Source organism: Cystobacter fuscus, from assembly GCF_044360685.1.
Lineage (GTDB): Bacteria > Myxococcota > Myxococcia > Myxococcales > Myxococcaceae > Cystobacter > Cystobacter fuscus_C.
Genome location: NZ_CP043491.1, coordinates 11,547,023 through 11,568,816 on the forward strand (window position 1 = coordinate 11,547,023; position 21,794 = coordinate 11,568,816).

A 21,794-nucleotide genomic window follows, 5' to 3' on the forward strand; every position below is an offset into this window, starting at 1 on the left:
TCACCCGGGCTCGCCGTCCGGTGGAGAGGAAAGCCCGGAGGGGGAGTCGCCGGGAGGAGAGAAGGAGACCTCGCCCGAGCGAACGCCCATCCACAGGGTGTCCTGGGCGGCGGCGGCGCGCACGAGGCTGGCGTCGGTGGTGGTGAGGAAGACCTGGGCGCCGCTCTCGGCGAGGTAGCGCATCAGGTAGGCATTGCGTTCGGGATCCAGCTCGCTCGAGACATCATCGAGCAGGAGCAGGGGCAGGAAGCCCGTGGACGCCTCGAGGTTCTCGATCTCGGCGATCTTCCATCCCAGCACGAGCGCGCGCTGTTGGCCCTGACTGGCGTAGGCGCGAGCGCTGCGCGAGCCCAGGGTGACGGAGACATCATCCGCGTGGGGGCCCACGGAGGTGAAGCCCCGATCGAGGTCTCTTCGGGAGCGGGACGCGAGTGCTTCGCGGAGCGCGTGGGCGAGGGCCGCCTCATCGGCCTGGGCGAAGTCGAGGTCGCCCAGATGAGCGGGGCGGTACCCGTAGGAGGCGGGGTCGGGGGTGCGTCCGATGGAGGCGAAGGTGGCCTGGGCACGGGGCGCGAGCTCGGCCATGAGGGCCCGACGCCGGGCATAGACGCGGGCGCCCGCCTTGGCGAGGGTCTCGTCGTAGGCTTCGAGGTAGACGGAGTCCACCGGGCCGGTGCGCAGCAGACGATTGCGATTCTTCAGGGCCCGAGCGTACTCACGGCTCTCGCGCAAGAAGGCGGGGAAGCGGTTGAAGACGGCGCGATCCAGGAAGCCCCGGCGCGAATCCGGGCCGCCCTTGACGACCTCCAGATCATCCGGCGTGAAGGCCACCACCGAGACGCCGCCGAAGTACTCCTCGAGACTGGGGGCCTTCTTGCCATCCACGAAGGACTGCCGGACGCCGCCGGACACCTCCACGGAGATTTCGCGTTCGGCGCCCTTGAGGAGGAAGCGGCCCGTCACCCGAGCGGCCGGAGCGCCCCACCGGACGAGCTCCGACAACCGGCCCGCGCGCAGGGGCTTGAGTGTCGCGAGGAAGTAGAGGGCTTCCAACAGGTTGGTCTTGCCCTGGCCGTTCTGCCCCACGGCGATGGTCGCGTGGGGGCTTGGCGACAGGGAGACCTGGCCGAGGTTACGGAAGTCCTGGACATGGAGTGCCAACAGGCGCACGGGAGACCTTTCTCCCATCCGTTCAGGTGAGCGTCCAGGTGAAAGCCTATCTCCGGCGACGTTCGGCGGCAGGGCGTCCGGCCGCGGTGCGGGCCAGGAGGACCAGGCCGGGGAGATCCGCCAGATCCTCGGCGAGTGAGGGAGGCGTGAAACCGGAGAGGGAGCGCTCGCGGCCAACGGAGAAGAAGCGCGCGGGCGTCTCACGCTGACCCCGCAGGCGGATGAAGAGGTGCAGCGCGTCGCACAGGAGGTCCATGTCGGGCCCCTGCTCGCTCTTCGCGCGGTGGGCGGCGCGCTCCAGGCGGGCCCAGGCGACCTCCTCGTTCCAGGCGCCCACCGGGCGGGAGTGGGACAAGGAGGCCAGTTCCGCCGCGACCTCGAGCAATCCAGCCCGCCCCTCACTCAGCACGGCCGAGGCGCTCAACCGGGCGTCGGGCGACCCCTCGCGCTCCACCAGCCAGCCCAGCAGTTCGGGCCATTCTCTCTCGGGGGGACGGACGGGAGAGAACCGGGCATCGAGGAGGGTGCGCAGCCGGGAGTTGGCCAGGTCGGTCCAGAAGACGGCATGGAGGAACAACTCGGGACCACTGCGCGGGGTGCGCACGGGCACACGCCTGGCTCGCTTCTCCAGGAAGTCCGTCAGACGTCCCGAGGGATCGAAGCGATTCACACGGCTCCACAAGGCCTCCATCGCCGTGTCAGCCAGGGGCAGGGCGCGTCGGACTTCATCGGCTTCCGCCGCGCTGAAGGGCAAGGCCCCCTCGGGGGAGGGACGCTTGAAGACGCGCTCGAAGATTTCCGCGGCCGCACAGACGGCGCGGAGTTCCGGCAGGTTGCGCGGAAGCAGATCCACCGCCTGAGCCCACGAGCGCCGGCCCAACAAAGGGCCCTCGGCGAGCAGCTCTTCTTCCAGGAGCAGCAGGGCCTCCGCGAGGACAGTGGGCTTGGTGGAAGTACGAAGCCGCTTGGCCACCAACGCAACGAGCGCCTCGCGCAACTGGGACACGTCGGCCAGCAGCACCATGGAAGCGGAGTTCTCGGGCCAGTCCTCCGCCGCCGCCCGCCTGCTGACGGAGGCCAGCGTGAGGTCCACTTCAGGCTGATCGCGGACCACCTCTCGGAGCAGCTCGAGGTTGGAGCGAAGCGTGTCCCGCCAGAAGAATCCCCGGAGCATCAGCCGCAGCGCCCGGTAACGAAGGCGGGCAGCCTCGAGCAGATCCGCGCGGTCCTCGAGCCGCGCCCGTAGGATGTCGGGAGAAGTGGCCACGGTCAGGACGACTATAGGCCCAGCCGGGAGCAATGGCAGGTGGCCTTGGGGCCGGGGGCCGAGGAATCAACGATCGCCCGGACGAGCCCTGAACGAAAGAGAACACCCGGCCCGCCACGGCGAAGCCCGCAAAGGCGAAGGCCCCGAGTCGACACCTTGCGGTGTGGACTCGGGGCCTTCAAAAAAAATCCGGCAGCGACCTACTCTCCCGCGCGGTTTCCCGCGGAGTACCATCGGCTCTGGAGGGCTTAACTTCCGTGTTCGGGATGGGAACGGGTGGGACCCCTCCGACATTGCCACCGGAAAAACAGGACAGTTCATACGAAGGGTAGGGAAATCAACTTCCACTGCGAAGCTCTCGTGCCTTCTTCCGGGCCCGGCGCCGCGCTCTCGCGCTCGCTCGGGCCTCGACCTTGGCCTCGTGTCTCCTGCACCCCCCTGAGGTGGGGCTGCTGAGAGATTGAGGTAAAGTAAGCCTCTCGACCTATTAGTACCGGTTAGCTCAACGTGTTACCACGCTTACACACCCGGCCTATCAACGTCGTCGTCTTCGACGGGTCTTCGGGGCTTGCGCCCGGGATACCTGTTCTTGAGGTCGGTTTCCCGCTTAGATGCTTTCAGCGGTTATCCAATCGACACATGGCTACCCAGCGATGCCTCTGGCGAGACAACTGGTACACCAGCGGTGTCTCCAACCCGGTCCTCTCGTACTAAGGTCAGAGCCTCTCAAGTATCCTACGCCCACAGCAGATAGGGACCAAACTGTCTCACGACGTTTTGAACCCAGCTCGCGTACCGCTTTAATTGGCGAACAGCCAAACCCTTGGGACCTGCTCCAGCCCCAGGATGCGATGAGCCGACATCGAGGTGCCAAACCTCCCCGTCGATGTGAACTCTTGGGGGAGATAAGCCTGTTATCCCCGGAGTACCTTTTATCCGTTGAGCGATGGCCCTTCCATTCAGGACCACCGGATCACTATGACCTGCTTTCGCACCTGCTCGACGTGTCCGTCTCGCAGTCAAGCTCCCTTATGCCATTGCACTCGCCGCCCGGTTTCCAATCGGGCTGAGGGAACCATCGCGCGCCTCCGTTACGTTTTGGGAGGCGACCGCCCCAGTCAAACTACCCACCAGACAGTGTTCCAACTCCCGGTGAGGGAGCATGGTTAGACACCAGAATCCGACAGGGTGGTATTTCACCGTTGCCTCCACCGAACCTAGCGGCCCGGCTTCAAAGGCTCCCACCTATCCTACACAGTCGAACCCTAGTGTCACTGTCAAGTTGTAGTAAAGGTTCACGGGGTCTTTCCGTCTTGCTGCGGGTAAACTGCATCGGCACAGCTATTTCAATTTCGCTGAGTCCCTCTCCGAGACAGCGCGGAAGTCGTTACTCCATTCGTGCAGGTCGGAACTTACCCGACAAGGAATTTCGCTACCTTAGGACCGTTATAGTTACGGCCGCCGTTTACTGGGGCTTCGGATCATCGCTTCACCTTGCGGCTGACGAATCCCCTTAACCTTCCAGCACCGGGCAGGAGTCAGACCCTATACGTCGGCTTCTTGCCTTCGCAGAGTCCTGTGTTTTTGGTAAACAGTCGCTACCGCCATTTCTCTGCAACCTCTCTCGGCTTCGGCTGTACGCCTACACCTGTCAGAGGCCCACCTTCTTCCGAAGTTACGGTGGAAATTTGCCTAGTTCCTTGGAGGAGAGTTCTCTCAAGCGCCTTAGGATTTTCTCCTCACCCACCTGTGTCGGTTTGCGGTACGGACACCCTGTAGACTCCCCGCGGAACTTTTCTTGGAAGCCGAGCATCAGCGACTTGCCCCGTGAGGGGGGCCATGGGGTCTCGGGGATAGCTGCCGCGCCTTTATTCGTACGCGACACCCCTACGCCTTTGGACTGACACAACCACCGGTCAGCTCGCCTAGCTTTCTCCGTCCTTCCTCGGTTCAACGTCTACAAGATGGCGCAGGAATATTAACCTGCTTGCCATCACCTACGCCTTTCGGCCTCGGCTTAGGTCCCGGCTAACCCTGGGAAGATTAACTTGACCCAGGAAACCTTGGGTTTACGGCGAGGGGGTTTCCCACCCCCTTTATCGCTACTCATTTCGGCATCAGCACTCGCAACCGCTCCACCAGCCCTTGCGGTCTAGCTTCTCAGCTGTTGCAACGCTCCCCTACCACTGCATGCACCGGGTGCATGCAATCCGAAGCTTCGGCGCTAGTCTTGAGCCCCGTTACATTTTCGGCGCGGCCTGTCTCGACCAGTGAGCTATTACGCTTTCTTTAAAGGATGGCTGCTTCTAAGCCAACCTCCTGGTTGTCAATGACTTGCCACATCCTTTCTAGTGTTCACTTAGACTAGACTTGGGGGCCTTAGCTGTCGGTCTGGGTTATTCCCCTCTTGCCAATGGACGTTATCACCCACTGACTGCTTCCCGAGCTAACAATTGCTGGCATTCGGAGTTTGGTACGGTTTGGTAATCTGGTGAGACCCCTAGCCGTTCCAGTGCTCTACCTCCAGCATTGAATTACTCGAGACGATACCTAAATATCTTTCGGGGAGAACCAGCTATCACGGAGTTTGATTGGCCTTTCACCCCTACACACAGCTCATCCCAGAAATTTTCAACTTTCATGAGTTCGGTCCTCCATGAGGTGTTACCCTCACTTCAACCTGGCCATGTGTAGATCACCCCGCTTCGGGTTATAATGCACGCAACTCAGTCGCCCGTTTCGGACTCGCTTTCGCTCCGGCTCCACCTATCGGCTTAGCCTCGCTACGTACATTAAGTCGCCGAATCATGATGCAAAAGGTACGCCCTCGCACTGGGTTGCCCCGTAGTGCTCGGACTGCTTGTAGACATGCGGTTTCAGGTTCTTTGGACTCCCCTCACTGGGGTTCTTTTCACCTTTCCCTCGCGGTACTAGTTCACTATCGGTCGCCAAGGAGTATTTAGCCTTACCGGATGGTCCCGGCGGATTCAGGCAGGATTGCACGTGTCCCGCCCTACTTGGGTACCCCGCTCGGCTCCAGTTCGTTTTCGCGTACGCGACTGTCACGCCCTTTGGTCCACCTTTCCAGATGGTTCCGCTAACAAACCAGAGTCCTACCGCGGACCCGCAACCCCGATGCCATTTTCATGACACCGGTTTAGGCTCCTCCCATTTCGCTCGCCGCTACTCTGGGAATCACTCGTTGTTTTCTTCTCCTCAGGGTACTGAGATGTTTCACTTCCCCTGGTTCGCTCCTTCAGCCCTATGGATTCAGGCTGAGGTAACGCGGCTTTCACCGCGCTGGGTTTCCCCATTCGGACATCTCCGGCTCAACGTTCGGTTGGCAACTCCCCGGAGCTTTTCGCAGCCACCCACGTCCTTCATCGCCTCTTGGCACCTAGGCATCCACCGCACGCCCTTAGTAGCTTACTTACCTTAATCCCTCATCAGCCCGCCTCCCGGCGGGTTGCATTGAAACTCGAGACCAAGGTCCAGGCCCCGGCTCTTCGCCGCGGACCCGAAAGAATTCACTTGATGCGTCGTCGTGTCACCGCCAGGCCGCTATCGCAGCCGAGCTGTCACCTCAATCGACGCTGAGAACTTCTCAGCAGAAATTGATTTCTACCCTTCGTATGGACTTGTCAAAGAACGTCTCCGACGTGTTGCGTGTGTCGGTAACTTGTGGAGCTGGACGGGATCGAACCGACGACATCCAGCTTGCAAAGCTGGCGCTCTCCCAACTGAGCTACAGCCCCTGAATGTGTCGCTGTCCCTCCACCTGCCGGCTGTCGTCGCGTCCCCAATCTCCCCGGTGGGAAACTGGTGGGCCTAGGTGGACTTGAACCACCGACCTCGCGCTTATCAGGCGCGCGCTCTAGCCAGCTGAGCTATAGGCCCAGTGGATTTCCAGCTACCGTCTCTTTCAAAGAACCGAGCCTCTTCGCTCGGCCTCTCAAAACCAGACAGCAAACCCTCGACAGTTGCAGAAACGTTGACCTGGTTGACCTAAGGCGGCTTGCACCGCTGGTGCACCCTGTCGCGCCGAAGCGTCGACCGTGCACCCGGTCTCCTTAGAAAGGAGGTGATCCAGCCGCAGGTTCCCCTACGGCTACCTTGTTACGACTTCACCCCAGTTACCGACCACTCCTTGGGCACCTCTTGGTGAGATGACTTCTGGAGCAATCGACTCCCATGGTGTGACGGGCGGTGTGTACAAGGCCCGGGAACGTATTCACCGCAGCGTGCTGATCTGCGATTACTAGCGATTCCGCCTTCATGGAGTCGAGTTGCAGACTCCAATCTGAACTGAGACCGGTTTTATGCGATTAGCTCCCTCTCGCGAGTTGGCAACGCTTTGTACCGGCCATTGTAGCACGTGTGTAGCCCTGGTCATAAAGGCCATGAGGACTTGACGTCATCCCCACCTTCCTCCGGTTTAACACCGGCAGTCCCTCTAGAGATCCGCTTGCGCGGCAACTAAAGGCGAGGGTTGCGCTCGTTGCGGGACTTAACCCAACATCTCACGACACGAGCTGACGACAGCCATGCAGCACCTGTCTCTCGGTTCCCTTGCGGGCACCGCCTCATCTCTGAGGCATTCCGAGGATGTCAAGACCAGGTAAGGTTCTGCGCGTTGCGTCGAATTAAACCACATGCTCCACCGCTTGTGCGGGCCCCCGTCAATTCCTTTGAGTTTTAGTCTTGCGACCGTACTTCCCAGGCGGAGAACTTAATGCGTTAGCTACGGCACCGCGGGGGTCAACACCCACGACACCTAGTTCTCATCGTTTACGGCGTGGACTACCAGGGTATCTAATCCTGTTTGCTACCCACGCTTTCGCGTCTCAGCGTCAGTGACCGTCCAGGTGGCCGCCTTCGCCACCGGTGTTCCTCCCCATATCTACGAATTTCACCTCTACTTGGGGAATTCCGCCACCCTCTCCGGTACTCAAGCTCTGCAGTTTCGAACGCACTTCCTCGGTTGAGCCGAGGGCTTTCACATCCGACTTGCAAAGCCGCCTACACGCGCTTTACGCCCAATAATTCCGAACAACGCTTGCACCCTCTGTATTACCGCGGCTGCTGGCACAGAGTTAGCCGGTGCTTCTTCTCCCGGTACCGTCAAGCCGTTGGATGTTAGCCAACGGGTTTTCGTCCCGGTCGAAAGTGCTTTACAATCCAAAGACCTTCATCACACACGCGGCGTTGCTGCGTCAGGCTTTCGCCCATTGCGCAAAATTCCCCACTGCTGCCTCCCGTAGGAGTCTGGACCGTGTCTCAGTTCCAGTGTGGCTGATCGTCCTCTCAGACCAGCTACCCGTCGTCGCCTTGGTGGGCCATTACCCCGCCAACTAGCTGATGGGCCGCGGACTCATCTGGATGTGATAGCTTGTATACAGAGGCCACCTTTTCCCTCAAGAGCCGAAGCTCCCGGGGGCTTATCCGGTATTAGCCAATCTTTCGACTGGTTATCCCAGACACCCAGGCAGATTATCCACGTGTTACGCACCCGTGCGCCGCTCTACTAGGATTGCTCCATTCGCGCTCGACTTGCATGTGTTAGGCACGCCGCCAGCGTTCGTTCTGAGCCAGGATCAAACTCTCCAATTGAATTTTTTGAAGGGTTGAACCGGCTAGGCCAGGTCCCGGCTAAGGGGTTACCTGACTTCGCTGTGTTCATCAGGGCTCCTGCCAATCGACTCACGCCGACTCGCTGCGGAACCCGTCTCAAGAATTGACTGCGGTTTCCGCAATCTGTCTTCTTTGGGTTTGCTATCTGGTTTTCAAAGACCGAGCCGCTTGCTTCCGGCTGTCCTGCTGTGCTACCGTGTTTCTCAGCTTCACCGCTTTCAACCAGCGGGGCGGCTGTTGTATTCTGAACCGTTTCTGCTGTCAAGCGGCCGTTGCCGCTTCGCTTTTTCGGTTCACCGCGAAGGAGAGCTGCTTTTCTCTTTCTCGGGGGCGCGGAACCTACTGCCGTTCCGCCCTTCGTGTCAACTCGCTTCGTCGACTCGTTTTTTCCCGCCCGCCGCTTTCGTCACCTGCGTGACTTCTTCGGCTTGGGGGAGGCGGCTTCTACCACCACCGCGTTTCGAGTCAACACCGCTTCGTCGACTTCTTATTTCGCTCTGTTGTGCTTCGCTCGGCCAGAGGCTCCCACCGCCAGTGCGGCTTCGCCTTTCTTTCCGAGGGGGCGCGGCTTCTATCGCTTCGCCCCGGATGAAGTCAACCGCCTTCATCCACTTCCTCTTTCCCGTTCGCCGCTGCTGTCGCCTGCGCGACTTCACCGGTTCGTGGGGGCGCGGCTTCTACCACCACCGCGTCTTGAGTCAACATCCCTTCGTCGACTCTTTCTTCCCCCCTTCACCGCTTCGGTCGCTCGCGCGACCTCGCCGGTTCGTGGGGGCGCGGCTTCTACCACCGCCGCGTCTTGAGTCAACAACCCTTCGTCGACTCGGTATTTCGTCTTTCTCGTCCAGGCGTCCCACCGCCAATGCGGCTTCGCTTTCCCGACCGAGGGGGCGCGGCTTCTACCACCACCGCGTCTTGAGTCAACAAGCTCCGCCGCTTTTCTTCTTCCTGCCTGGCCGCGCGGGGCTGGGGGCACCGGCCGCTCTTGGGGTCTCGCCCAAAGAGGAGGCTCCGTCCCTCACGACAGAGAGCTAATGCAGCCCCCAGCTCCGTGCCAACCCCCGTTCAGAAGATCTCGCGAGGCCCGCCAGGCCGTCAGGTCCTTGCTCAAGCCTCCACTCGCTTGAGCACCACGTACCCCGCCGCAGGGAGGTTCACCTTCGCGTTCCCGCCCCCCAGGGTGCCTCCGCCGTTGCCGAAGTTCCCCCCGCCGTATGCCGCGGCGTCGCTGTTCAGCACTTCCTTCCAGTTCCCCGGAGGCAGCGGCAGCGCGTAGCCCTTGAGGTTCTCGCGGTTCATGCTCCCCACCACCAGGTACTCCTCCCCACCCGACTTGCGCGTGAACGCCATCACCGAATCGTCGTTGTGCGTGTACACCCGCTTCACTTCCGCATCCGCGCGGAAGGCCGGACTCGACTGCCGCAACGCGATCGCGTCCCGATAGAAGTGGAAGCTCTGCTTCCTCGTGATGTCCAACATCGCCTCCGTCCGCTGAGGCGCCGGCAGCGCCGCCAGGCTCTCGAAGACCTTCCGGTCCTCCGCCGACAACCCCTGGTACGCCGCGTCCTTCGCTCGCGTCTCCGGCGGCAGCATGAACAGCCGCTCGTAGTCCTTCTTGCGCGCGTCGTTGAACGTCACCTTCTCCCAGTTCCAGTCCTTCCCCAACGACTCCCAATCCCAATCACTGTCCCACGTGGACGGATTGCCCCAACGGAAGTCGTTCTGCGCTCCGAACTCGTCCCCCTGGAAGAACATCGGGATGCCGGGTCCCGCCATCCCAATCCCCGCCGCGAACCTCGCCGCGCCTCGCGACCACTGGTCCGGGAACTCCGTGGGCGTGGCCCCCTCGGCCGTGTTCATCGTCCGCTCCGCGTTCCCCACCTCGTCATGGTTCGAGATGATGGACAGCGCGCTCTTCCACCCGTCCAGCCCCCGCGGGTTCGTCAGCATCGACATGAACGCGTCCATGTCCGTCTTCATCCCCCGCGCCGCCGCCTGGATGATTCCCGGTTTGTCGTTGTCCCTCACCAGCCGGTGCTGGAACTCCGTGTACCACTGCGCGTCGAAGCCCCCTCCCGTGCCGTCCCCCCGCGCCGGCTGCGTGATGCTCGGGTCGTAGTCGAACTGCTCCGCCACCGTCCACGCGTCCGGGTTGTGGAAGTGCACCTGCCGGTTGATCTCCCGCAGCAGCTCCCAGCCGTCCTGGCCCCCCGTGCCCTTGATGGGCTCGGTGAAGTCGAAGCGCAGCCCGTCAAAATGCAGCTCCTCCATCTGCGCCACCGCGTGGTCCACGAAGAACTGCTTCACCTTCGGATTGGAATACGCCGGCACCGCCCCCCACGGCGTCTCCCGCTGCTCGTACCCACCCGAGTCCTGCTCCCAGTTGAAGTACGGGTTGTCCTCGCCCCCCACGTTCCACAGGCCGTTGTAGTCGCCGAACACGTGGTTGTAGACCACGTCCGAAATGACGTTCAGCCCCTTCTTGTGCGCCTCGTCGATGAAGCGCTTCATCGCCTCCGGCCCGCTCACCCACCTGCCATTCTCGTCCTCGAAGCCCAACGCGCTCTCCGTCGCCAGGCTGTTCACCCCGAGGTAGCCCCAGTTGCGCGCCCCCTCCACCTCGTTCACCGGCAAGAGCTCGAGCGTGTTCACCCCCAGCTGCTTGAAGTAGTCCAGCTTCGCCGTCAGGTCCTCCAGCGTCGAGCGGTTCGCGTTGCCCGCCTTCCCCAGGAAGCTGCCCGCGTGCAGCTGGTACACCACCCACTTCGCCTGGTCCTTCTCCCGCGGCACGCCGTCGTTCTTCCACTCGAAGCTCGCCGGGTCCGTGATGACCGAGCCCCGGAACGTCACCCCACTTCCCTCGGTGATTCGGTCGCTCCAGGGATCGTTGATGGGCGCGCCCACTCGCTCCGCGTCGCTCAGCCGCCCATCCCCGTTGCCGTCATGCCGCAGCTTCAACCGCCCCTGGGCGTCCTTCTCGTAGACCTGGAACTCGTAGCGCAGGCCCACCAGCTTCGCCGGGTCGTTCACCAGCGTCGTCCACGCGCCCCCCTGGTGCGTCATGCGGATGCGCCCGTCCGCCTCGATGTTCTTCGACCAGAAGTCGTTGGCCCCCCCGGCCCGCAGCTTGTCCACCAGCGTGGTGTCGAAGTCGCCCAGCCGCGCCAGAAGCTCGTCCTTCTTCAACGTCCTGCCATTCGCGTCCTTCAACACCAGGTACGCCCGCTCCGCGTCTCCATGCTCGTCGATGTCGAAGCGCATCAGCTCCCGCGCTCCCGACGCGTAGCGGTTCACCTCCTGGCCCGTCTTCGCATCCAGGTACATCCGGTCCAACCCCCGCTGCTCCCCCATCATCTCCCGCGCGTAGGGATCCGGCCGCTCACTCGTGGCGCCCGCCGAGTCCACCACCTCGTAGACGTAGGACTTGCCCAGCAGCTCCTTCCACCGGCCCGGCACCTGCGCCGACCAGTTGCCCTCCTCGTCCCGCGTCATCGGGAAGCGCTCCACCCGCCCCTGCCGGTCCGTCACCTTCACCTGCACGCTCCTCGCGCTGCCCGCGTAGAACGTGAACGCCGCGTCCTCCCCCGAACGCCGCGCCCCCATGCGGTGGTACGTCGTCGGCGCGTAGCTGGCCGTGGGCTTCGTCACGTCCAGCTTCAGGTTGTCCTCCCCCATCACCGCCCACTGGCCCTTGCCCGAGGGTCCATCCGCCATCACCCCCCACTCCCAATCGTGGGGCAGGCCGTCGTCGCTCAGCTCCACCGTCACGCCCCACTTGCCCTCCCCCAACGGCTTCATCGCGAGGGGACGCTCGTTCCACTGCGCGCTGTACTTCCCACTCGCGTCCCAGCTGCCCTTCACCTGCAGGTTCGTGAGCTTGCTGTGCGGCCCCGCGTCGTAGACCAGCGTCACCGTGCGCTTCACCGGCACGCTCCGCGGCGCCTTGTTCACCGCCACGGCCGCCGCCGCCCCGCTCGCCCCCTTCCTGGAGAGCGCCTCGAACGAAGACGTGTCCCGGCCCCCCGCCGCCCGCGCCTTGCCCTCCGTCTTCACCCCGGGCAGCACCGTGTTCGCCGGACGAGCACCCCCGGCGCTCCCCCCTGCGTCCTTGAGGCCGGAAGTCCCATTCCTCAGCGAGGGATTGATCTTCGACGTGCTCATGGGGTCCTGCCTCTCGGGTGAAGGACGCGTGCTACATGCGCCGATGTACCCGATTGTCGGAGGCTGTAACCAAGAGTTTCCCCCAAGCGCACCCCAGCGCCTTTTTCAACCCCAGGTGAGATGAATCGTCACAGGGTGTCCGGGACGGAGGGCGTCCGGGTGCTCGAGCCCGCAAAAGCCAAGGGCTCCGAGGAGCCTGCTCCCCGAAGCCCTGGTTGTCGGATGCCGTCCAACCGCTACGGCTCGTTGCGCCGCGGCTCGCCGTCCACCGCGTCCTTGATGACGCGCTTGGCGTCCTCGATCTTCTCCTTCACGTGGCCCTTGAAGGTGTCCTTCTTGCCCTCGGCTTCCAGCTCACGGTCTCCCGTGGCCACGCCGACGGTCTCCTTCACCTTCCCCTTCGTCTTGTCCGTCCACTCACCCATGGCTGCCTCCTCGTGTTCGCGTACAGGACTGACTTCGCCTCGACACGAAGAAGCTAGGTACCCACGGACATGGGGGACAACCGTCGGGGGCTCGTTCGCTCGGCCGCCACGGGGGCTAACGCAGGGCCTGACGGACGGGAAGCCCGACACCTCCCGTCCGCCAAGCCAGCGCCTCCTTACCCCAAGGAGTCCTTTGGAGCCGATCTCAGCTGCAGATCGTCTCGAGCATGATGCGGCAGACCTCGTACGGGTCGCAGTTCGCGGCCGGACGACGATCCTCGAAGTAACCCTTGCCCTCGTTCACCGTCCCCATCGGGATGCGGATGGACGAGCCACGGTCACTGTTGCCGTAACGGAAGACATTGATGGGCGCCGTCTCGTGCAGGCCCGTCAGGCGCTCCACGTTGTGCGCGCCGTACACCGCGATGTGCGCCTCGTGCCGCGCGCGCAGCTTCTCGCACGCCGCCTCGATGACCTTCAGGCCACCCGGCTCGCGCATCGCCTTGGTGCTCACGTTGGTGTGGCAGCCCGCGCCGTTCCAGTCACCCTTCACCGGCTTGGGGTGCAGCGTGGCGCTGATGCCGTAGTCCTCGCCCATCCGGTAGAGCAGCCAGCGCGCGAACCACAGCTCGTCGCCCATCTCCAGCGCCGAGATCGGGCCGATCTGGAACTCCCACTGCGCGGGCATCACCTCGGCGTTCGTGCCGTTGAGGTGCAGGCCCGCGCGAAGACACGCCTCGGCGTGCGCCTCCACCAGCTTGCGGCCGAACACCTCGTCACTGCCCACGCCACAGTAGTAGCCGCCCTGCGGCGCCGGGAAACCCTTCTCCGGCCAGCCCAGCGGACGGTTGCCCTCGAAGAGCGTGTACTCCTGCTCCAGGCCAAACCACGTCTCGTGCGAGGCGTACTTCTCGGACACCGCGCGCAGGGGCGCACGCGTGTTGCTCGGATGGGGAGAGCCATCCTGGTTCATCACCTCGCACATCACCAGCACGTCCGTCGTGCCCGGGCGCAGCGGGTTGGGGATGTAGCGCACCGGCTTGAGCAAGAGGTCGCTCTTCTTGCCCTCGGCCTGGTAGGTGCTCGAGCCGTCAAAGCCCCAGTCCGGCAAGTCCGAGAGGCTCTTGATCTCCGGAACCTCCACCACCTTCATCTTGGAGCGCAGCTTCGCCGTGGGCTTCTGACCGTCGATCCAGATGTACTCCGCCATCACCTTGCGCATGTCGGACTTCCTCCGGCCCTGTCGGGGGGCCTCTTGCTCCTGGACCCGCGAGGGCCCTGATGCCGGAGCTTCATTGCAGATGCGATGCCAGCCGGTTTTCCCGCCCCTGAATCGAGGCAAGTCCGCTGAATCCTTGGGAACGAACCCCTTCAACCCCTCCCCTCCCCCCAGGATTCCTACGTTTTTGTCGGCTCTCCGGCTCCTTCCTACAAAATTGTCGGAACTCTCGACCCCCAAGAAGCCCCACGCCCGTCCACGCCCCTCCTCTTTCCACATCTTTGAGCCTCCACCTACCGCTCGGTCGGTCCATGCTTCTTCGCTTGATTAGAATCCGACGCCCTCGGTCGTGCTGACGCCCGCTGACGGACAGAGATGTGGGCCTCCTCCCTCCAGGAGCCCCCTTCCCCTACCTACAATTTCGTAGCTCCTGGCTTTGGAGCCGACAAAATTGTAGGAAAGAGTCTTTTGACTCTTGGGTCAACCCGAGGGGCTCCCTGGAGAGGCGGTTTTTTCCGGAAGAGGCACGTGGATGGCGAAGCGAGTGGACGAACAGACGGGAGAACACGCGGCCCTGGCGAGCCTGTTGGAGGTGAGCCAGGCGCTGGCGGGGGCGCATGACCTGAGGGCCGCCCTGCACCGGGTGCTCGAGCGCATCGAGCGCTACCACGGGGTGGTGCGCGGCACCGTGACGTTGATGGACCCGGACACCCAGGAGCTCTACATCGAGGCGTCCATTGGTTTGAGCGCCGAGGGCCGCGACGCGCGCTACAAGCTGGGCGAGGGCATCACCGGCCGCGTGGTGCAGAGCGGCAAGCCCGTGGTGGTTCCCGAGGTCAGCCGCGAGCCGCTCTTCCTCCACCGGGCGTTCGGTGGCCGCAAGAGCGGCGCCCAGGAGTACTCCTTCATCTGCGTGCCCATCCTCCTCAACCGCAAGCCCGTGGGCGCCTTCGGCGTGGACCTGCACTACGACAAGGAGCGCGACTTCACCGAGGAGACGCGCCTGTTCAGCGTCATCGCCTCCATGATTGGCCAGGCGCTCGCCGCGCACCAGCTCCTGGAGGACGAGCGCAGGAAGCTGCTCGAGGAGAACACCACCCTGCGCCAGGAGCTGCGCGAGCGCTACGACTTCTCCAACATCATCGGGACGAGCGGCCCCATGCGCCAGGTGTACGAGCAGATCCACCAGGTCGCTCGCACCAACACCACCGTGCTCATCCGCGGCGAGTCCGGCACCGGCAAGGAGCTCATCGCCCACGCCCTGCACTACAACTCCACCCGCGCCAAGAAGCCCTTCATCAAGGTCAACTGCGCCGCCCTGCCCGAAACCCTCATCGAGTCCGAGCTCTTCGGCTACGAGAAGGGCGCCTTCACCGGCGCACAGACGCGCAAGCGCGGCCGCTTCGAGCTCGCCGAGGGCGGCACCCTCTTCCTCGACGAGATTGGCGAAATCAACCTCGCCACCCAGGTGAAGCTCCTGCGCGTGCTCCAGGAGCGCGAGTTCGAGCGCGTCGGCGGCACCGAGACCATCAAGACCAACGTGCGCCTCATCGCCGCCACCAACAAGGACCTGGAGACGGCCATCGCCGAGAAAACATTCCGCGAGGACCTCTACTACCGCCTCAACGTCTTCACCCTCTTCATCCCGCCCCTGCGCGAGCGCAAGAGCGACTTGCTGCTGCTCGCCGACCACTTCGTCGCCAAGTACGCCCACGAGCACGGCAAGAACATCCGCCGCATCTCCACCCCCGCCATCGACATGCTCGTGAGCTACCACTGGCCCGGCAACGTGCGCGAGCTGGAGAACATCATCGAGCGCTCCGTGCTCGTCTGCGACGGCAACGCCATCCACGGCCATCACCTGCCGCCCACCCTCCAGACCGCCGAGGCCTCCGAGACGACCAACAACACCTCGCTCGCCGACGCCGTCCAGCAGTTCGAGAAGGACCTCATCCTCGACGCGCTCAAGACGACCCGCGGCAACCGCGCCAAGGCCGCCCGCCTGCTGCGCACCACCGAGCGCATCGTCAATTACAAGGTGTCCAAGTACGACATCGACTGCTCGCGCTTCCACACCTGAGCCCTCTCTCGAGGGCCCCTCGGGGGGCGCTCAGTTGCGCCGCCTCGGGTCCGCCAGCGCCCGCTCCACCTCGCGCATCAGCTCCTCCTCGCCGCCCCCCCTCGGACGCACCGCCGCCGCCCCCGGGTCCGACGACCACGGCCCCACCGAGTCCACCGCGAGCTGCGAGGCCCGCTCGGTCAGCTTCTGGATGCCCTGCGCATCCAGCACGTTCGTTGGATCCAGTTGATCCAATGGCGTCTGCTCCAGCCGCCCCAGCGACAGCCGCTCCAGCCAGAAGCCCAGGAGCTCCGTACCCACCTCGATGCCCACATGGTCGATGAAGAGGCCGCGGTCCGCCACCAGCTCATCGAAGTTGAACGTGCTCACCGACTGCGCCAGCGCGCACGCGAAGCGCTCCTCCAAGAGCGCCTGCACCTGGCCAGGCTGGTTCGCCCTCGCGCACCCCACCTCCCGCGCCACCCGCAGCACGCCCGCCTCGTCGCGCGGCACCTTCACCAGGAACGTGGCCCGCAGGTCCACCCGGATGCCGTCCCGGCACGACAAGCCCTGCCCTCCCCGGCGCTCCACCACCACCTTGCGCACCGACAGGTCCAACACCTCCGTGCGCTCCACCACCGGCCACACCCACGTGCCCCCGAAGCGCACCCGCGTGGGCTCGCCTCCGCGCACCAGCACCAGGGCCTCACCCTCCCGCGCCCTGCGGTAGCACCCCAGCACCAGCGCGCACACGCCCGCCATGCCGAGAACAGCGCACAGGACGACGGTTTCCACGGTGAAGCCACTCCTGGGTAGGCAGGCCGAAGCCCAATCCATCACGTCTCCCCCTCCCCGCGCCAGAGGGGGGTCCTCCCAGCCTCGCTCGCCTACTCGTCCTCGTTCTTCCGGCGCTTGAGCGCCTTCTGCAGCTTCTTCATCTTCTCCATCGCCAGGCCCCGCTTGAGCCCCGACAGCAGGTCCACGAAGACAAAGCCATCCAGGTGCCCAATCTCATGCTGCAGCACGTGCGCGAGCTTCCCCTCCGCTTCCAGCTCGTGCCACGCCCCCGTCCGGTCCTGGTACTTCACCTTCACCTTGTGGAAGCGCGGCGTCTTCTCGAAGAGGTCCGGCACCGACAGGCACCCCTCCTCCAGCGTCACCTGCCCCGACTTCTCCAGAATCTGCGGGTTGATGATCTCGAAGAACGTCCCGTCCTCCCGGCCCACCCAGGACAGGCGCAGGGGCACCCCAATCTGGTTGGCCGCGATGCCAATCCCCTCCGCCTCCTTCATGGCCTCGAACATCTCGTCCAGCAGCTTCGTGAGGCTCTCCCCGAAGTCCGTCACGGGTTTGGTCGGCGTGCTGAGAACCTTGTTCGGCCAGATGACGATGTCCCGAGCCATGTGGTGTGTCTCTCCCTGAGAGGGTCGCGCGTGGAAACGTCCTTGTACACCGCGCCCGCCTCCCCGCCAGCCCCGAGTGACACGCCTTGTTTCCCATCCGCCGACCGCCCCGGCCGGGCCCTCAGCGCCCCGGGGCGGCCGGCGGCTCCCCCTCCCGCAGCGCCTCCTGGAGCAGCACCTGGGTGTCCAGCTCCGTGCGCCGCACCTCGCTCGCCCGCGCGAAGGCCTCCTTGTACCCCCCCGCCACGAAGGCCTGGAAGTCCGTGGTCGCCACCCGGTAGCGCCCCTCGGGCCGCACCGGCTCCTCGCCCGCCCCCGGATCCGCCGCGTCCCTGAGCACCCTCAAGTCCTCCACCCGCCCCCCTCGCACCCGGTAGCTCACCCCACTGCGCTGGCTGTAGCCGTCCGTCCCCCGCTTCGACTCGCTCAACTCCACCCACTCCGCCAGCTGCTCCCCCGTCATCTCCGCCGTCACCAGCACGTTGCGGTACGGAAACGCCCCCTCGAACGCCTCCCGCGTCACCTCCCCCGCGGGCAGCCCCGCCCGAAACCCCGCCGCCGTCGCGAAGAACGCCCGCGCCCCCGCCGCCCGGCGCCACACCTCCGTCGCCCAGGTGCCCACCTCCGCCTCCCCCTCCGTGAGCCCCTCGTCCCTCAAGGGCCTCGGCAGCCGGCCCACCCCCGCGAAGCGCTCCGGCCGCTTCTCCCGCAGCGCGCGCCCCAACTCCTCCACCCTCGCCGCCGTCTCCGCGTCCTCCGGCCGCGCCCCGTCCATCTTCACCAGCCCCCCCTCCACCCCCACCAGCCGCCGGCCCTGGAAGCGCAACCGCACCTCGGAGACGTACGCCAGGTATTGGTAGGAGGACACCGTGTACGTCCTCGTCCCCGGCACCACCCGCAGCTCCTCCCGGGCATGCGAGTGCGAGCCGAGGATGAGATCGATGCCCGGCACCGCCCGCGCGAGCGCCTCGTCGTCCTCGCGCAGCTGATGGCCGATGAGCACCACCGCGTCCACGTGCTCGCGCTCGCGCAGGGCCTCCACCACCGCCCGTGCCGTCTGGGTCGCGTCCGTCCACCGCGTCCCCGGGGGCAGATTCTCCGCCTTCACCAGCCGCCGCATGTCCGGCCCCGCCACCGCGAAGAAGCCCAGCCGCACGCCCCCCACCTCGCGCACGAGGTAGGGCCGCCCCTCCACCTGGAAGTGGGGCGAGCCGTCCGCTCCCACCAGGTTCGCGCACAACACCGGGTAGTCCACCGCCGCCCGGCAACGCGCGAAGGCCTCCGCCCCGTAGTCCAGGTCGTGGTTGCCCAGCGCCATCATGTCCAAGAGCCCGTTGAACCAGGGCCACTCCACGCACCCGTACTCGTCACTCCACACGGGCACGCCCCTGTTCACCCAGTCGCCCCCGGACACCCCCAGCGTGTCCGGCCTCGCCTTCGCCTCCCGGAAGTACGCCAGCGCCCGCGCCACCCCTCCCTGGCCCGGCTCCCCCTCCGAATAGAAGCGCTCCGCGTGCGAGTGGTAGTCCGTCATCCCCACCAGCGTCACCGTGTGTGTCGTCTGGCAGGCGGGTAGCAGCAGGAGACTCGAGAGCAGGGCGCGGCGCTTGTCCATGCGCGCCCCTTCACACCCCCTCCCCTCGGACGTCAAGGAGGCCCGGGCCGCCTACTCCCAGGATAACAGGTACTCGCTGTCCAGCACGTCCACGCGCGAGCCCACCACCTCCACCCCGCGCGCCTTCGTGGACTCCAGCACGGCCCGCAGCAGGCCCTCGTGGAAGGCGCACGGCATGAAGTCGCGCTGCATGGTGAGGCGGCCCCGGCTGAAGCCCTCCCACGACACCGAGCGCTCCCCGTGATTCACCGCCGACCGGTACGCCGAGGGCAGGTTGCCCACCAGCCGCCGCGTCTCGCACCGCGACAGCAACAGCAGCGCCTTGCCCGCCGCCGACGCGAGCAGATCCGCCGCCGCCCGCTGCCCCAACAGCCGCTGGGCCGCGTCCCAACCCCCACACCCCGGCGCCAGCTCCCACGCCGCCGCCGCGTTCACCCGCATGAAGGCGCTCAACGGATAGTTGAAGAACTCCATGAAGCGCGGCTCGCCCCCCGCGTCCACGCAGCGCAGCATCGCCGCCTCCCCCGCCCACGTGCGCACCGCGTCCAGCGTCCCCAGGAAGAGCGAGCCCCTCACCGTGTCCGCGGGGATCGACAGCGCCAGGCGCCGTGCCAGGTCCTCGGCCGCCTCCACTCGCACCGGGCCCACATCCACCGCACAGGCACTCGTCTGCATGACACCACCCCTCCCGCCAAAGGACGCCAGGCCGCACGCCTTCGACACCCCACCCTAACCACGTCCCTCCGAACCGACAGGGGGCCCCCCTCGCTCCTCCACGCTTTTTCCCTCACACCCCATCTTCCCTGGACCCTCGCCCACCTCCAGCGCCCACCACGCTACACTTCGCGCCAGGCCCACCCGCTCCAGACGGGCCTCCGGAGGTGACCGCCCGGCCAGCCAGACCCCTGCCCGCCTCGACCGTACGTCCCTGGACAATGTTGGTCTTTCTTGATTTTTCTGGAATCACCACCCGGGTTTCACGTTTGACGCGACGGAGCCCCACCGATGACGTCTCCGAGCGACCCTTCCGCCCCCCCGCCCAGCGAACGCAAACCCCTCCACGTCCAGGTGGTCACCCAGCCCGCACTCCAGGGGTGCTGGGCGGTCAACATCAGCGAGACGGGAATCGGGCTCATCGCCACCCCCTCGGGGCCCGAGGAGGGGCCGCGCGAGGGCGAGGACGTGGAGATGGCCTTCACGCTGCCCGACTCGCGCGCGCGCGTGCAGGTGCGCGGCGTGGTGCGCTGGCGGCATGATCCGGTGGAGCGGGACGAGGGCGGGGTGACGGCCCTGGGGGTGAGCTTCCACGGCTTCGAGGGCGCCGATGGGGTGAAGCTCAAGCGCTACCTGCTGGATCATCAGCTCTACGTGGCGGTGGTGTACGCGGAGGAAGCGGAGCTGCGGGGGCTGCGCGCGGCGCTGGAGAGCCACGTGCGGCTGCGCTTCGCGTACTCGGCCGAGGAGGTGGACACGCTGCTGGGCCGGGGAGACATCAGCGCGCTGCTCGTGTGCGGACGGGACGAGGCGCGCGCGGTGGCGCTCGTGGAGCGGCTGGCGATGCGGCGCGCGGAGGCGGACCCCACCGGCGCCGGGCCCGCGAGCGACCTGTCCCCCCGCATCCTCTACTGCGCTCCGGCCATGCCCACGCGCCTGGTGGAGCTGTTCAACCAGGGGAAGATCTTCCGCGCCCTCACCCCCCCGTGCGAGCCCGTGGCGCTGCGCCAGGCGGTGCTCCAGGCCAGCCGCGAGCTGGGCCTGCGCACCGAGCAGCGGCGGGCGGCGCTGGAGCTCGAGCGCAACCTCCTGCGCGAGCGCGCGCGCGAAGCCCCCCGGCTCGCCACCAACACGGGCGTGGCCAACGAGCCCGGCTTCCGCAGCCCCGCCATGCGCCAGGTGCTGGAGATGGTGCGCGTGGCCGCTCCCCACCGGGTGGCGGTGCTGCTGCAGGGCGAGACGGGCACCGGCAAGGAGGTGCTCGCGCGCGTCATCCACCGGCTCAGCGGACGCTCCAGCCAGCCGCTCGTGGTGCAGGACTGCGGCACCCTCACCGAGACGCTCCTGGAGAGCGAGCTGTTCGGCCACGTGAAGGGCGCCTTCACCGGCGCCGTGGCGGACCACCCCGGCCTGTTCGTGCTCGCCGACGGGGGCACCATCTTCCTCGATGAAATCGAGAACACCACCCCCACGCTCCAGTCCAAGCTCCTGCGGGTGCTCGAGAGTGGCGACGTGCGGCCGGTGGGCGGCACCCAGGTGCGCCGCGTGGACGTGCGCATCATCGCCGCGAGCAACCGCGATCTCGCCGAGGAGGTGCGCGCCAAGCGCTTCCGCAGCGACCTCTTCTACCGCCTCAACAGCTTCATCGTGGACCTGCCCCCCTTGCGCGAGCGGCCCGAGGACGTGCTGGACCTGGCGCACTACTTCATCGCCCACTTCAACCGCACCCTGCGCCGCTCGGCCACCGGCCTGTCCGAGGACGCCCAGCAGGTGCTGCGCTTCGCGCCGTGGCCCGGCAACGTGCGCGAGCTGCGCAACTGCATCGAGCGCGCCGTGCTGCTGTGCAACGACGACGAGCCGGTGTGCGCGCGCCACCTTCCCCCCTCGCTCTCCGCGGGCCTCGAGAGCGCGCGGCGCCAGGTGCGCAGCGGCGGCGCCAGCTCCCTGCGCGAGCGCCTGGAACAGCTCGAGAAGGAAATCATCCGCGAGGCGCTCGAGAGCCACGGCGGCGTGGTGCGGCGCGCCGCCGCGGCGCTGGAGATGGATCCCGTGACGCTCGGCCGCCGGGTGCGGCGCCATGGACTGCAGGCCAAGGAGCCGTGAGGCCCCACGCTCGCGGGCTCTCATGCG

General features: G+C 65.7%; 11 protein-coding genes, 2 tRNA genes and 3 rRNA genes. 2 read left to right on the forward strand and 14 right to left on the reverse strand.

Going from position 1 to position 21,794, the window contains the following annotated elements:
- From recF to glnII, 10 genes are all read right to left on the reverse strand, one after another.
- Positions 1-1,170, reverse strand: coding sequence for a DNA replication/repair protein RecF (recF, locus tag F0U63_RS47280; RefSeq protein WP_395841832.1), 1,170 nt, complete (start codon positions 1,168-1,170; stop codon positions 1-3).
- Positions 1,171-1,216: 46 nt separating this feature from the next.
- Complete coding sequence (locus F0U63_RS47285; RefSeq protein WP_395841834.1) at positions 1,217-2,437, reverse strand: hypothetical protein; 1,221 nt, start codon at positions 2,435-2,437, stop codon at positions 1,217-1,219.
- A gap of 187 nt (positions 2,438-2,624) precedes the next feature.
- A 5S ribosomal RNA gene (gene rrf / locus F0U63_RS47290) occupies positions 2,625-2,741 on the reverse strand.
- 162 nt (positions 2,742-2,903) lie between these two features.
- Positions 2,904-5,869, reverse strand: a 23S ribosomal RNA gene (locus tag F0U63_RS47295).
- 250 nt (positions 5,870-6,119) lie between these two features.
- Positions 6,120-6,192 (reverse strand) — tRNA-Ala (locus tag F0U63_RS47300).
- Between the two features lie 65 nt (positions 6,193-6,257).
- Positions 6,258-6,334, reverse strand: a tRNA-Ile gene (locus tag F0U63_RS47305).
- A 177-nt stretch (positions 6,335-6,511) separates the two neighbouring features.
- Positions 6,512-8,047 (reverse strand): 16S ribosomal RNA (locus tag F0U63_RS47310).
- Together the 16S, 23S and 5S rRNA genes with 2 tRNA genes alongside form the textbook arrangement of a ribosomal RNA operon.
- A 1,128-nt stretch (positions 8,048-9,175) precedes the next feature.
- Positions 9,176-12,229 (reverse strand): alpha-amylase family glycosyl hydrolase, encoded by a 3,054-nt coding sequence (locus tag F0U63_RS47315; protein ID WP_395841836.1) that lies wholly within the window; start codon positions 12,227-12,229, stop codon positions 9,176-9,178.
- A gap of 236 nt (positions 12,230-12,465) precedes the next feature.
- Entirely contained in the window at positions 12,466-12,654 is a 189-nt protein-coding gene (locus F0U63_RS47320) for a CsbD family protein (RefSeq protein ID WP_002632216.1), read from the reverse strand.
- Between the two features lie 205 nt (positions 12,655-12,859).
- Entirely contained in the window at positions 12,860-13,876 is a 1,017-nt protein-coding gene (glnII, locus tag F0U63_RS47325; protein WP_395841838.1) for a glutamine synthetase GlnII, read from the reverse strand.
- Between the two features lie 529 nt (positions 13,877-14,405).
- On the opposite strand from glnII, the gene F0U63_RS47330 reads away from it, so the two are divergent.
- Positions 14,406-15,953: a sigma-54 interaction domain-containing protein gene (locus F0U63_RS47330; RefSeq protein WP_395841840.1), complete on the forward strand. Its 1,548-nt coding sequence runs from the start codon at positions 14,406-14,408 to the stop codon at positions 15,951-15,953.
- A gap of 30 nt (positions 15,954-15,983) precedes the next feature.
- Here F0U63_RS47330 and F0U63_RS47335 read toward each other — a convergent pair whose 3' ends face one another.
- From F0U63_RS47335 to F0U63_RS47350, 4 genes are all read right to left on the reverse strand, one after another.
- Complete coding sequence (locus F0U63_RS47335; RefSeq protein WP_395841842.1) at positions 15,984-16,727, reverse strand: SPFH domain-containing protein; 744 nt, start codon at positions 16,725-16,727, stop codon at positions 15,984-15,986.
- A 92-nt stretch (positions 16,728-16,819) separates the two neighbouring features.
- Positions 16,820-17,335, reverse strand: a complete 516-nt coding sequence (gene def / locus F0U63_RS47340) for a peptide deformylase (RefSeq protein ID WP_395841844.1) — start codon at positions 17,333-17,335, stop codon at positions 16,820-16,822.
- Positions 17,336-17,456: 121 nt separating this feature from the next.
- Positions 17,457-18,950: a bifunctional metallophosphatase/5'-nucleotidase gene (locus tag F0U63_RS47345; protein ID WP_395841846.1), complete on the reverse strand. Its 1,494-nt coding sequence runs from the start codon at positions 18,948-18,950 to the stop codon at positions 17,457-17,459.
- Between the two features lie 51 nt (positions 18,951-19,001).
- On the reverse strand, positions 19,002-19,625 hold the full coding sequence (locus tag F0U63_RS47350; RefSeq protein ID WP_395841848.1) for a TIGR02265 family protein: 624 nt from the start codon (positions 19,623-19,625) through the stop codon (positions 19,002-19,004).
- A gap of 330 nt (positions 19,626-19,955) precedes the next feature.
- On the opposite strand from F0U63_RS47350, the gene F0U63_RS47355 reads away from it, so the two are divergent.
- The gene (locus F0U63_RS47355; protein ID WP_395841849.1) at positions 19,956-21,767 is read left to right on the forward strand and encodes a sigma 54-interacting transcriptional regulator; all 1,812 of its coding nucleotides are present in this window, start codon (positions 19,956-19,958) and stop codon (positions 21,765-21,767) included.
- The last annotated feature ends 27 nt before the right edge of the window (positions 21,768-21,794 follow it).